The sequence below is a fragment of the Algorimicrobium bowmanii genome (genome assembly GCF_054031195.1).
Genome location: NZ_CM132929.1, coordinates 804,928 through 819,762, shown reverse-complemented (window position 1 = coordinate 819,762; position 14,835 = coordinate 804,928). Strand labels below are relative to the sequence as shown.

The 14,835-nt window shown below is 34.6% G+C and carries 8 protein-coding genes; 4 read left to right on the top strand and 4 right to left on the bottom strand.

The window, feature by feature from the left end; translation table 11 throughout:
* Positions 1 to 5: 5 nt before the first annotated feature.
* The 4 genes from ACW5R3_RS03560 to ACW5R3_RS03545 form a co-directional block, all read right to left on the bottom strand.
* Entirely contained in the window at positions 6 to 2,312 is a 2,307-nt protein-coding gene (locus ACW5R3_RS03560; protein ID WP_456578254.1) for a glycoside hydrolase family 65 protein, read from the bottom strand.
* 55 nt (positions 2,313 to 2,367) lie between these two features.
* A complete protein-coding gene (pgmB, locus tag ACW5R3_RS03555) occupies positions 2,368 to 3,024 on the bottom strand; it encodes a beta-phosphoglucomutase (protein WP_456578253.1) in 657 nt (218 codons plus the stop codon).
* Positions 3,025 to 4,398, bottom strand: a complete 1,374-nt coding sequence (locus ACW5R3_RS03550) for an MFS transporter (RefSeq protein ID WP_456578252.1) — start codon at positions 4,396 to 4,398, stop codon at positions 3,025 to 3,027.
* A gap of 130 nt (positions 4,399 to 4,528) precedes the next feature.
* Complete coding sequence (locus tag ACW5R3_RS03545; RefSeq protein ID WP_456578251.1) at positions 4,529 to 5,569, bottom strand: LacI family DNA-binding transcriptional regulator; 1,041 nt, start codon at positions 5,567 to 5,569, stop codon at positions 4,529 to 4,531.
* A 237-nt stretch (positions 5,570 to 5,806) separates the two neighbouring features.
* On the opposite strand from ACW5R3_RS03545, the gene ACW5R3_RS03540 reads away from it, so the two are divergent.
* From ACW5R3_RS03540 to ACW5R3_RS03525, 4 genes are all read left to right on the top strand, one after another.
* Entirely contained in the window at positions 5,807 to 8,911 is a 3,105-nt protein-coding gene (locus tag ACW5R3_RS03540; protein WP_456578250.1) for a SusC/RagA family TonB-linked outer membrane protein, read from the top strand.
* Positions 8,912 to 8,921: 10 nt separating this feature from the next.
* Complete coding sequence (locus ACW5R3_RS03535; protein ID WP_456578249.1) at positions 8,922 to 10,466, top strand: RagB/SusD family nutrient uptake outer membrane protein; 1,545 nt, start codon at positions 8,922 to 8,924, stop codon at positions 10,464 to 10,466.
* 19 nt (positions 10,467 to 10,485) lie between these two features.
* Complete coding sequence (locus tag ACW5R3_RS03530) at positions 10,486 to 11,814, top strand: SusE domain-containing protein (protein WP_456578248.1); 1,329 nt, start codon at positions 10,486 to 10,488, stop codon at positions 11,812 to 11,814.
* A 69-nt stretch (positions 11,815 to 11,883) separates the two neighbouring features.
* A complete protein-coding gene (locus ACW5R3_RS03525; RefSeq protein ID WP_456578247.1) occupies positions 11,884 to 14,733 on the top strand; it encodes an alpha-amylase family glycosyl hydrolase in 2,850 nt (949 codons plus the stop codon).
* Positions 14,734 to 14,835 lie beyond the last annotated feature (102 nt).

The following is a 14,835-nucleotide window of genomic DNA, read 5'->3' as shown; positions in this document are numbered from 1 at the left end:
GTTTTTTAAACAGTAACAGTTGTACTAGACTGAATAGTTACCATTTTATCATTAACAAGTATATCAAGACTATCAGCGCCTTCCATATCAAATTTAACATCATTGTGACTTACATAAATTTTAATAATCTGATTTCTGAAATTAACTTTAAATGAATATCCATCCCATTGCTTTGGAATCTTAGGACTAAAAGACAAGGTGTTATTTAATACACGCATACCTCCAAAACCTTCTACGATACTCATCCAAGTACCAGCCATAGAAGTTATATGAAGTCCTTCTTCCACTTCGTGATTATAATCATCTAAATCTAAACGAGAGGTACGAAGGTAAAACTGATATGCTTGATCCATACGTCCTAATTTAGCCGCCTGAATACTATGAACACAAGGAGAAAGCGAGCTCTCATGAACTGTAAATGGCTCATAAAAATCGAAATGTTTTTCTAATTGCTCCGTTGTAAAATCGGACTCAAAGAAATAAAATCCTTGTAAAACATCAGCTTGTTTAATGTATGGTGAACGTAAGATGCGATCCCATGACCATTTCTGATTAATTGGACGTTGTGAAGCATCTAAGTCTTTAACGGTTATTAATTCTTTATCTAAAAATCCATCCTGTTGAAGGTATACGTCTTCAGACTCTGAAAACGGGAAATACATATTATCGGCTACTGCTTTCCATACTAATAACTCTGCATCGGATAAATGAGTTTTATCCCAAATACGCGTATAATCGGAAGTATATTCTTTAGAAACTTTTTCTAAATTCTCTAATGCATAATTAATACACCATTGTGCAATATAGTTTGTATACCAGTTATTATTAATGTTATTCTCATATTCGTTAGGACCTGTAACTCCTAAAATTACATATTGATTTTTGGCAGCAGAAAATGTTGCTCGTTGTTGCCAAAATCTAGCGATACCAATTAATACTTCCAGTCCTTTTTCTGGGATATAAGAGTAATCATTTGTATACCTGTAATAGTTAAATATAGCAAATGCGATAGCACCATTTCTATGAATTTCTTCAAATGTAATTTCCCATTCATTATGACACTCTTCCCCATTCATAGTAACCATTGGGTATAAAGCTGCTCCATTAGAAAAGCCTAGTTTTTCTGCATTCTCAATAGCTTTACCTAAATGGTTATAACGGTATTCTAATAAATTTCTAGCAACTTTCTGATCTTTAGTAGCCATATAAAAAGGAATACAATAAGCCTCGGTATCCCAGTAGGTGCTTCCGCCGTATTTTTCACCTGTAAATCCTTTTGGACCAATGTTTAACTGAGAGTCCGTACCTAAGTAAGTTTGATTTAATTGAAAGATATTAAAACGAATACCTTGCTGGGCTTTCACATCACCATCAATAGTAATATCTGCTAACTTCCAGATATTTGCCCATTGATCAACTTGAGACTCTAATAATGAATCAAAACCTAAAGTAGTAGCCTCCTTTAATACAGATTTTGCCGCTTTGACTAGTGATTTCTTATCGTAATTTCTATCTACAGTGTATCCACCAAATTTATGAACACTAAATGTTTCATTAGCTTTCACACTTTTAGTATAACTAAAAAATACTTGCTGGCTATTAACCTCTACATCTGGATTTATATTTAGATTTTCGTTGTTTAAGTAAACATCTGTAGCCATAAATGTACAAGTATGAAATGCCGTTTTCATTGTTTCTGCTTCAATGAAAGCTTGGTTTTTATCATGGTCTACCTTATGCGTTTCCCAAAATTTATCTTCCCAATTAGTATCTTCATTCTTTATATTAGCATCTATATAAGGTTGAAATGTTATTTCAGCATCAGCGTTAAGTGGTGTAACTTGATAATTTATTGCACCTACTTCATCTAATTGAAGGCTTAAAAAACGTTTAGCGTTAACTTCTACTTCAATTCCATTAGGCATAACTGCTTTAAAAGACCGATTTAACCAGCCTTCTTTCATATTTAGTTCACGCTTAAAATCACTTACACTTTTACAAGTAAATAAATCCAAAGCTTCTCCATTTACACTAACATTAATCCCAATCCAACTTGGTGCATTCAATACTTTAGCAAAATATTCCGGATAGCCATTTTTCCACCAACCAACACGTGTTTTATCTGGATAATATACTCCGGCAATATAACTCCCTTGAAAGGTAGCTCCTGAATAATATTCTTCAAAATTAGCACGTTGCCCCATAGCACCATTTCCGATACTAAATAAACTTTCAGAGGCTTTTACGTGATCCGGATTAAAACCTACTTCAATAATGGACCAACTATTTGGTTTTATATAATTTAAATTCATCTATGCTGTACTTAATATGTTGATTGCTGCTAAAGAATATAGCTGCAAACGTTTTCTATTTTTTTATTAACTCGTTTAAAAATTCGGATTTAATGTGTGTAAAATCAGTAAACACAAAATCGGCTTCGTGTAAAACGGATGCTTCACCAATTCCGATACTTATCATACTAGCTGCATTTGCTGCTTGAATACCTGCTACAGAATCTTCAAAAACGATACAGTTTTCAGGTTGAATATCTAAAGCGCTAGCGGCGGAAAGAAACACTTCAGGGTTTGGTTTCCCTTTCACAACATCATTACCATCTACAATTGCTTCAAAATGCTCAAACAGTTTAACTTTCTTTAAAATAGTCCTTGCATTCTTACTAGCAGAACCTAAAGCTACACCTTGGTTTTCGGCAATTAAATAATCTAAAACACGTGGTACATCTGGTAAAATTTCAGAGGTATCCATATCATTTATGTACCCTAAATAATCATTGTTTTTAAGGACCATTAGTTTCATAAAATCTGCTTCGGAAAGTGTTTTGTTTCCCCATTCTAATATTTTCTCTAAAGATTTTATGCGACTAACGCCTTTTAATTGTTCATTTTCAGCTTCTGTAAAATTTACCTGAATACTTTCAGCCAATTTTTTCCATGCCAAATAATGGTATTTTGCTGTATCAACTATAACACCATCCAAATCGAATATGAATCCTTTTTTTGTCATTTACTCTGTTTCTTTTTGATATGAAATAGCATCTTTATTTACAATTAAGAGGTTACATAAGCCTGCTATTATTAAACTTATTCCGGCAACCGTCATGGCATTAATTGTTTCTTCACCTAATAGATTAGACACCATATTAATACCTCCTAGAGCTGCTATAATTTGTGGTATTACTATAAACATGTTAAAAATCCCCATAATAACTCCCATTTTAGATGGGTCTACCGAACTAGATAACATGGCATATGGCATTGATAGGATACTCCCCCAAGCAATACCAATAAGAATAAAACTGTACTTTAAAGTTTCGGGGGTTGCAAAATACATGTACAAAAATCCTAATCCTCCAATAATAAGCGCTCCCATATGAACATATTTTCTATTAATACGTTTTTTGGAAGTATAAAACGCCAAAATTAATGCGAATGCCATAGAGGATAATCCATAAACACCCATTGCTGAACCTACTAAATTTGATGATTTTTGAAATGCCGTATTAGCAACATCAAAAGCCTGCGCTTGAGCAGCAACAGTCATATCGTAAGCCGATTCAATTGGTGCGGGTGTATGAAAAACATGCTCAGTTAACGCTGGATTTGCTAAACTCCACATGGTAAAAAATGCAAACCAACTAAAAAACTGAATAAGCCCTAACTTTTTCATGGTTAGCGGCATGTTTCCAATATTGTTTAAGATATCTGGAATGAATTGATTTTTTTTAGCTTTTTCTTTTTCGAAAGCCTCCATATCCTCTGGCGGATACTCTGTAGTAGTAAAAACAGTATATAAAATGCTTAACAGAAAAACAGCCGCACCAATACCAAAAGCTACTTTTACAGACATTGGAACAACACCTTGTGGCGCAGCATCACTTACACCCAACTGAGAAACAGCCCAAGGTAAATTACTTGCTATCCAAGTACCAATACCAATAATTAAGGTTTGTACAACAAAGCCATACGAACGTTGTGAGTTTGGAAGTTTATCGGCTACTAAAGCCCTAAAGGGTTCCATTGATACGTTTATTGACGCATCTAAAACCCATAACAAACCAGCAGCAACCCACAGTGCGGGAGAGTGCGGCACAAAAAACAAAGCAAAAGAACTTAAGATAGCCCCAATTAAAAAATACGGGCGTCTACGCCCCCATTTAGCACTCCATGTTCTATCACTCAGATAACCAATTATAGGTTGCACTAAAAGCCCAGTTAATGGCGCTGCAATCCACAATAATGGAATAGCATCTTTTTCGGCACCTAATGTTTGAAATATTCGAGACATGAAGCCTCCTTGTAATGCGAAGCCAAATTGGATTCCTAAGAAACCGAAACTCATGTTCCAAATTTCCCAAAACCCTAAAGCGCGCTTTTTCATAATAGTATTTTTAAATTTATACTATTTTGACAAGCTGTATTACTCATCAAAACCTATTCGAGAAGTGAAAATATAAGTTTTGATTTCGGGTGTAAATATATAAAAGTTTTAGTTAAGTACGTGTTAAATTTTATTTGGTAGAATTTCTATTAATAATTTCGGTTTCAATCACCACCGTTTGATAGGTTTCTTCATGATCTTCAGTCTCTAATCTATCAATTAACAATGCTGCAGCTTTTTCTCCCATTTGTTGCGCATGCTGACTAACAGTTGTTAAGCTTGGTGTAGCATGCTTAGACAAAACACCATCGGTGAAACCAATAATTTGGATATCTTCAGGGATGTTTTTTCCTAATTTTCGAGCTACTTTCATAGCAGACAACGCATATAATTCGTTTACAGTAAATACGCCATCAATAGTTGTGTTTTCTCGGAATAATGTCTCTATTTCAGCTTCTAAATCTTCCAAATGATCTTCTGAGTCCAATTCTTCTACAATCTTTAAAATAAGACTAGATTGCGGCTCTAACTCCTGCTCTTCCAAAGCATTTAAATAACCCTGGGTACGCAATCTTCCAACACTAACGTAGTCTTTAGTGGTTATTAACGCAATATTTTTACAGCCATTATCTATCAGCTTTTTTACTGCTTTTTTAGACCCTTCTAAGTCATCCACAATAACCTTATCACAAGACACCTCATTTACCACCCTATCAAACATGACAATAGGCATTCCTTGATTTATAGTTTCATTAAAATGATGATAATCTTGCTGTAGTAATGTTTCTTTTGAAATAGAAAGAATAAACCCATCAATACTACCATTTGCAAGCATTTCCATATTGATAACTTCTTTAGAAAACGATTCGTTTGAAAGCCCAACAATAACGTTATAACCTTGCTTATTAGCTACCAATTCTATACCACGTATAACCTTAGAAAAGAAATGATGTACAATTTCAGGAATAATAATTCCAATCGTTTTAGTTTTCCTGTTTTTTAAACTTAAAGCTATATTGTTTGGCCTATAGTTGTACAACTTAGCAAAAGCCTGAACCTTAGCACAAGTATCTTCGCTAATCTCCTTACTATTCCTCAAAGCTTTGGAAACTGTTGAGATGGACACATCTAATTCCTTTGCTATTTGTTTTAAAGTAACTTTGCGTTTCATTTCTTATAAATTCTAAAAATAATTACTGTCTAAATATATTACAATATCTCTTCTTTTATCAATTTTCACGGTTTTAATTCTATATTATCCGAATCTGTTAAAAAGTTGTTAACACGAAAACGTTTTCGTTATGAATATTACAAGGTTAGCTCATTTTTTTACTGAAATTTTACATAGATTTAACATCGAGAAGTGAAAATATAACCAATAAATTTATGACTAATTCAAAAGAAATTTATGAAAACAACTTTTAATAGCATACTGTTTTTCATGATTTTGATACCAAGTTTCTTGCTTGGGCAAAATCAAGTTTCAGGAACAGTAACTGAAGAAGGATCTTCATTCCCTTTGCCGGGCGTGAATGTCATCATTAAAGGTAGTACCAATGGTACGGCAACCGATTTTGATGGTAACTACCAATTACAAGTTAATAAAGGTGATATATTAGTGTTTTCCTACGTTGGGTATGAATCCCAAGAAATACCTTATAGTGATACTAGCACTATAAATGTCGTATTATTAGAAGACGCTGCACAATTAGAAGAAATTGTATTAATAGGTTATGGTAGCGTAAAAAAAAGTGACGCGACAGGATCGGTGTCATTAGTAACCGACAAAGACTTTAATAAAGGAAATATCGTATCAACAGATCAGCTTTTAAGCGGTAAAGTTGGTGGTGTTCGTATTACAAGTTCAGGCGGTCAACCAGATGCTGCTTTAAACATTAGAATTCGAGGTGGATCTTCATTAAGTGGTAATAACGACCCTTTAATTGTAGTAGATGGTGTTCCACTATCTAACGTTAATCCTGCCGGAGTTAGCAACCCATTATCTTTAATTAACCCGAACGATGTAGAAAGTTTTTCTGTATTAAAGGACGCTTCTGCTACGGCTATCTACGGATCGCGAGCTTCTAACGGTGTTATTATTATTACAACGAAAAAAGGAACGTCTGGCGCACCACAATTTAGTTTTTCTTCAGATATATCTGTTAACCAAGCAAAAGATGGCTTAGATATGTTTAACAGTGAAGATTATGTGCGTTTCATTCAAGAATACCACCCAACTTTAGTTGAAAAACTAGGGGTGCCAATTGGTTCTGTACAAACAGATGAGCCAATTTCTCAAATTATTAATACAGCAAGCGGACAACGTGCTATTTATGATACGGATTGGCGTGATGCTGTTTTAAGAACAGCTTACACATCTAACACAAACTTCAGTGCTCGTGCTTATCTTTTTGATGCTTTACCCTTTAGAGCATCTATTGGTTATACAAATGCCGAAGGTGTTGTAAAAACTGACGACTACGAACGTGTAACTGCAACTTTAAACTTATCGCCGAAATTTTTTAACGATAAATTAAAAGTTACAGCAAATGCAAAAGCAACGTATGCCGATAAAAATGCTGCTGATACTGGTGGTGCTTTAGGAGGTTCTTTAGTATTTGATCCTACAAAACCTGTTTACAACACAGCAAGCGACAATCGTTTTGGAGGGTATTATTTCAATACAAATCCAGATGGAAATAATTTAATTTTAGACGGACAATATAATCCGTTAGCATTATTAGAGCAGCGTGACCGTCCTGAACGTACGACACGTTTCTTAGGGAATTTAGAGTTAGATTATAATTTTGATTTCCTTCCTGGTTTACGCGCTGTTGTTAACTTAGGTTTAGATGCTTCAGTTTCTGATAAAACAGAAACTTTCTATGACAATGCAGCAGCAACTTATGGCTTTGATAGTAATAATACAGATATCAATACCAACTATGTTTTCAATCCAGGTGTAAATTACCGCGAAAATCAAACGCTAACAAACACCACAATGGATGCCTTTCTACAGTATCAAAAATCTTACACAGACAAGTTTGTAAGTAAATTTGATACCCAATTAGGTTACTCTTACCAAAACTTTAAAAATGATGGTAATTCAGAACAATACCGTTATGATGAAGAAACAGGATTAAGAACTATAATATACAACGAAAGCAACCCTAACAACCGTTACTATAACGAGATGAACTTACAGTCATTTTTTGGGCGTGCTAATGTAGACATTTTAAACCGTTATTTATTTACAGTATCATTAAGAGCAGATGCCTCTTCGTTATTTGTTGATGATGACCCTTGGGAATCTGACGCATGGGGATTCTTTCCAGCAGCGGCATTTGCATGGAAAATAACCAATGAAGACTTTATGGCTAATGCCAACTTTGTAAACGACCTAAAGCTACGTATTGGTTGGGGTAGAACTGGACAGCAAGATATTTCAGGAGCTGTAGGTTATTACCCAAACACACCTCTTTTCACTGCAGGTAGCGATAGTAGTCAATACTTACCAGGAGCTGGTTTATACTCAGCCCTTCCTTACAACCCTTACTTAACATGGGAAAAAACAACAACCTATAATTTAGGTGTTGATTTTAGTTTCTTCAGAAACAACTTCATTTCTGGTTCTTTTGATATTTATCAAAAATTTACAACCGATTTATTAGCAACAGTTTCTGTTCCACCAGGACAAGGTTTCTCGGATACTTTTATTAAAAACGTAGGAGAAATTGAAGGTAAAGGTTTTGAGTTAAACTTAAACATGAATGCAGTACAAACAGAAGATTGGAACGTATCTTTAAACGGAAACGTAGGATATGTTTATAATGAGATTACTGATATTGGAGGTCAAGCTAATATTAATCGTTCTGGTAGTTTACGTGACACAGGTACTTATTTATTAAGTGACGTTGCCGGGCAACAAGCACAGAGTGCTTTTGTTTACAAACAAGTATATGACACAAATGGCAACCCAATACCTGGCGCATTTGTTGATTTAAATGGCGATAATATTATTAATGACAACGACCGTTACTATGCACAAATAGCGCCAAATTGGACGTATGGTTTCGGATTAAATGTTAGCTATAAAAAATGGGATTTATCATCAGGTTTTATAGGTCAAGTTGGCGGAAACTTATACAATTACAACAAGTTAAATTATGGCTTTACGGACGCAGTAGTACCTGGAAACAATACCAGTATTACAAACGCTTTAAATTTCTATAATGGCGCTGCTAATCCAGCTTTTGAAACTGTAAATGGAGAAATTCAATACTCAGATTACTTTTTAGAAGATGCTACATTTTTACGTTGTAACAACATTGTATTAGGATATACTTTTGATGAAATGGTAAAAAATGGTAGTGTTCGTTTTTACGGAGCTGTTTCAAACCCATTCATTATTACAGATTACTCGGGTCTTGACCCAGAAAACAACGGAGGTATAGAACGTGATTTTTACCCAAGACCAACAACGTTTACAATAGGTGTTAACTTTGATTTTTAATAAAAAAACTATGAAAAAAATACTTATAATATTCATTGGAGTTTGCGCACTAACAACCGTGTCGTGTACCAATGACTTAGATACTGAACCAAAAGTAGAATTATCTCTAGAAGAAATTTTAGAAAATGATCCAAATGCTATTGAAGGGATTGTTTCTAGACTTTACGCTTCCTTTGCTTTATCAGGACCTAGCGGACCTGGAAGTTCAGATATTAGTGATGATGCTGGTGAATCGCCTTTTTTAAGAGGTATTATCAATCTTCAAGATTTTACTGCCGATGGCATGAAAAACCGATGGGGAGATGATGGATTAGATCAATTAACTACAACATCTAATTGGGATTCGAACAATAAATTTTTTAGATATTTATATAACCGTGCTTATTACACCATTCCACAGTGTAACAACTTAATATCTATATTAAATACATCAACTGATATTCCAGATGCATCAGAAGCATTATCTGAAGCACGATTTTTACGCTCATTAGCATACTTCTACTTAATTGATGCTTTTGGTAAAGGTGTTTTAGCTACCGAAGATAATTTAGCACAAACCGAACCGCTTCCTGAAGCTTCAAGAAGAACACTTTTCGAATTTGTTGAGTCTGAATTATTAGAAATACAACCTACAATGGCTTCTGATAATGGCTATGGACGTGCTAACAAATATGTAGCAGCTATGTTATTAGCTAAATTATATATGAACGCTGAAGTTTATATTGGTGTTAGCAGATATGATGATGCTGTACCATTTTTAAATCAAGTTATTGACGAAGGTGGTTACACACTAGCTGATAATTTCTTAGAAAATTTCTCATCAGACAATGATACATCGCCAGAAATTATTTTCCCTTTAATTGCTGATGCTGTTTCCAGTCAAAGTTATGGTAACACTACATATATAATAAATGGAAATCTAAGTTCAGATACCATGGTATTATCTGATTTTGGTGCAGCTGAAGGCTGGCAAGGTCACCGTGCCACTAAAGCATGGTATGGTTTATTTGGCGATTTAGATACAACTCCTGATACACGTGCAGAATTATTTTGGACAGATGGTCATAATTATGAAATGACAGATTATAAAGAATGGACAGATGGTTATCCTTCTGTTAAGTTCAGAAATTCGTCATATTTTAATCCTACCAATGTTACAACGTCATTCTCAAGTACAGATTTCCCATTATACCGTTTAGCTGATGCAAATTTAATGTATGCCGAGTGTGCCTTACGTGGTGCTTCTGCAACTGATTTAAACAAAGCATTAAACTTAGTAAACGATGTCCGAGAGCGTGTTAACGCGCCAACAATAACGTTAAGCGAATTGGATTTGGATTTCATCTTAGATGAACGTGCTCGCGAATTAAACTTAGAAGGTCACCGAAGAACAGATCTTATTAGATTTGGCAAATTTACCGGTGGTAATTATGTTTGGCCATGGAAAGGAAACTCATTAAATGGTGTTTCTATACCGGCAACCTACAAATTATTCCCTATTCCAGAACAGGCAATTGGTGCCAACCCAAATCTTCAACAAAACCCAGGATACTAAAAAATAAAAATTAATTATTATGAAAACAATAAAAATTATAGCTGCCATTTTTCTTTTGAGCCTAGGTTTTCAGGCTTGTCAATCAGATGACGATCTAGAATTTGTAGCTCAGTCTAACGGTGAATTCGTTTTCACTAATACATTTTTAGAACAATATGTATTATCTCCAGAATCAGACGTTAACGATAACATTGGTGTTACTTTCAATTGGAACCCTGTAAGTTTTGATACACCAACCAATGTATCATATGTTGTACAAAACTCTATATTAGGTGATTTTACAGACGCTCAAGATGTTAGTGAAGTTACTTCTGAAACATTCTTAACACTATCTATTGGAACATTAAAAAATCTTGCTGAAACTGCTGGATTAGAAGCTCCAGACACAGGTGTTTTAAACTTTAGAGTTCGTGCTTACGTTGGTGATAATATTTCAACTACTGAATCATTCTCAAACATTCAACCTATTACAGTTGTATTACCTGAAGCAGCCTCAGGCGGATCAGGTATAGAAATGTCTACGTGGGGAATTGTTGGTTCAGGTTATAATAACTGGGGTGGTTTTGCAGATGCACCATTCTACACAACTAGCGAAGCAAATGTATTTGTAGCATATGCAACACTTGTAACTGGAGAAATTAAATTCCGTGAAAATAATGAGTGGGTAAACGACTTTGGTGATAATGATGCCGATGGTTCTCTTGAAGCAGGAGGAAGTAATATTGCTGTTACAGATGGGACTTATAAAATTACATTAAACCTTAACGATAACACATATTCTATGGAAGCATATTCTTGGGGTATTGTAGGATCAGGGTATAATGATTGGGGTGCTACACCAGATGCTAAATTCTACTACGATTATACAACAGATACATTTAAAACAGGGGTTCACTTAATAGATGGAGAAATTAAATTCCGTCAAAATAACGAATGGACTACTGATTTTGGTGACACTGGAGCAGACGGAACTTTAGATGCTGGAGGTGAAAACATTGTTGTAACTGAAGGACACTATTTAGTAACAATAGACTTTAACACCAACACTTATACGATTGTTGAAGATGATATTTTTGGAATTGTAGGTTCTGGTTATAACGACTGGGGTGCTACAGCAGACTTCTCACTAACGGAAGTTCAACCAGATATTCTTGTTGGCGATATTGTTGCTCTAGTTGATGGTGAAATTAAATTCCGTGCTAACAATGATTGGGCTACTGATTATGGTGATACTGGTGCCGATGGAACTTTAGATGTTGGTGGTGAAAACATTGCTGTTACAGCAGGTCTATACCGCGTAAAATTAGATTTAGTAAGTGGTAATTACGAACTGAATTTAGTACAATAATAATCACATATAAAAAGGGCTATTGTATTTGCAATAGCCCTTTTTATTTTTATTCAAAAGCAGTTAATTATGAAAAAAATAATACTTATTCTTCTTATAGTCTGTAGCTCATTATCTGCTATGGCCCAATTATCATGGCAAGGTGGTGTTACCCCTGGAGAAAATGATTCGGCTACTTTGTTATTTGACAAAACAGGCACGGGTTTAGCAAGTTATAATGGTCCTATTTATGCACATACAGGCGTTACCATAAATGACTCAAATGCGTGGCAAAATGTAATTGCAGATTGGGGTGATAATTCAAACCAACCAGAATTAACATTAGTATCTGGAAACATATATAGTTTAACGCTTTCCCCGTCTATTAAAGCGTTTTATAACTACACAGGAACTGGGACTATAACCGGTATTAATATTGTATTACGTAATGCTGCTGGCAATCAACAAACAACCGACTTAACCATACCTGTTGGTTCCTTTCAAGTAACATTAAATACACCTGAAGAAAATAGTACCACAATACTAGACTCAGGAAGTAATTTGAATATTTCAGCCAGTAATACTAATGGAAATGCTAGCTATACGCTATTAGCGAATGGCAATAACATAAACAGTAACGCTAGTACAAACAGTTACACTTATAATCATCTAAATATTACTGAAAACACTGTTTATAGTTTAGAAGTTTCCCAAGGTTCAGATCTAGTAACAAAAACATTTTCTGTAATAGTTAATCCCGTAACCATTACTGAGGCTATGCCTGAAAACCTATTAGACGGTATTAATTACAACACAACAGACGATACTAAAGCGACTTTAGTTTTAGATGCTCCTAATAAAGATTATGTATATATAGCTGGTAGCTTTAATAATTGGCAACCCACTGCCTCATACGCTATGAAGCAAGATCCAATTACCAATAAATTTTGGTTAGAATTAGAAAACCTTGTTTCTGGAACAGACTACACCTATCAATATTGGGCTGTTGATGAGACACCTATCTCAAATTCACCGCAATTGGTAAAAACAGCTGATCCTTATTCAACATTAGTCTTATCACCATTTGACGATTCTGGAATTTCTTCAACTACCTACCCTAACCTGCCTGCTTTCCCAGAAGGGCAAGAACGTGAAGTTACCGTATTAAAAACAGGACAAACAGCCTATAATTGGCAAGTAAGCGATTTTGAAAAACCAAAAAAAGAAGACTTAGTAATTTACGAAGTACTTATTCGTGATTTTGATGGCGATAGAAACTTTCAAGACTTAATTGATAAAATTGATTACTTCAAAAACCTTAATGTTAATGCAATTCAATTAATGCCCGTAATGGAATATGAAGGCAATGAAAGTTGGGGTTATAATACTTCATTCCATATGGCTCTGGATAAATATTATGGTACTGAAGAAAAACTAAAAGAATTTATTGATTTATGCCATCAAAATGGTATTGCTGTTATTTTAGATGTCGCATTAAATCATGCTTTTGGACGTAACCCAATGGTACGTTTATGGATGAATGATCCAGACGGTGATGGTTGGGGAGAACCAAGTAGTGAAAACCCTTACTTCAATCAAACTCCAAGACATAGTTATAATGTTGGTAGCGATTTTAATCATGCTAGTAATCGTACAAAAACCTATGTAAAACGCGTTGTAAAACATTGGGTAGAAACATTTAATATTGATGGTTTCCGTTGGGATTTAACGAAAGGCTTTACGCAAAATTGCACCGAAAGTGATGAAAGCTGTACTAACGCCTATCAACAAGATCGTGTAGACATTTTAAAAGATTATGCTGATTATAGCTGGAGTTTAGACGAGACACATTATGTTATTTTCGAACATTTAGGTCAAGATACCGAAGAGCAAGAATGGGCAAACTACAGAATTGATGAAAACAAAGGTATCATGCTATGGGGAAAAATGACAGACCCTTATAATCAATTAACCATGGGTTATGCATCAAATTCTAATATTGACAGAATGGGACATGAAGCTCGCGGATTTACAGCTCCTAGACTTGTAGGGTATTCAGAAAGTCATGATGAGGAACGCTTAATGTATAAGAACTTACAATACGGTAACGGCAACGCCGAATATGATATTACAGATTTAAATACAGCTATATCTAGAATGTCGGCTTTAGGAGCGGTTAGTTTAACAATCCCTGGTCCTAAAATGATTTGGCATTTCGGAGAACTAGGTATGGAAAATTCTATTTTCACTTGTAATAATGGTACTGTTAATGAACCTGGAGGTACCGATGGCGACTGTAAATTAGATACCAAACCGCAACCGCAATGGGCAAACAACTGGTTATCCGATGTAAACAGAAGTCAAGTATATAATGATTGGGCTAGAATAAATAGTCTAAAAATTAATCAACCTGTATTTGAAGGCGACTACAGCATAACCTCTGGTACACTAACACCGGCTATCCATATATGGGATGATGAATTACCTAGCAACCAATTAAAAAATGTTGTTATTTTAGCAAACTTCGATGTTACTGAACAATCTGTAACACCCGATTTTCCGTATACTGGAACTTGGTTCGATTTAATGGATGAAACTGGTAATACATTCATAAATGTTACTAGTATAACAGCACCAATAACAATACCTGCTGGTGAATTTAGAATGTACGGAAATGCAACAACACTAAGTACAAATGAATTTAATCAACAGGAGACATTTCGTATTTTTCCAAATCCAGCAAAAGATTCATTTAAAATTAACGCATCAATATCTCAAATAGAGATTTATGATCTAACAGGAAAACGTATCAAGTCTTTTAAAGGACGTTTTTCTAGTTCAGACAGCTTTGATATTTCAGACTTAAACGAAGGCTTATATATTATTAAAGTTACAGATAACTCAGGCAACAATGAAACCACTAAACTTATTAAGCTCTGAGTAAATTATTGATAATAGCTATTTTCAATCATTTAAGGTCCGACTAATGTCGGACCTTTTTGATTTTTACCACTTTACAAAAAACAGGCATACTTAAATAGC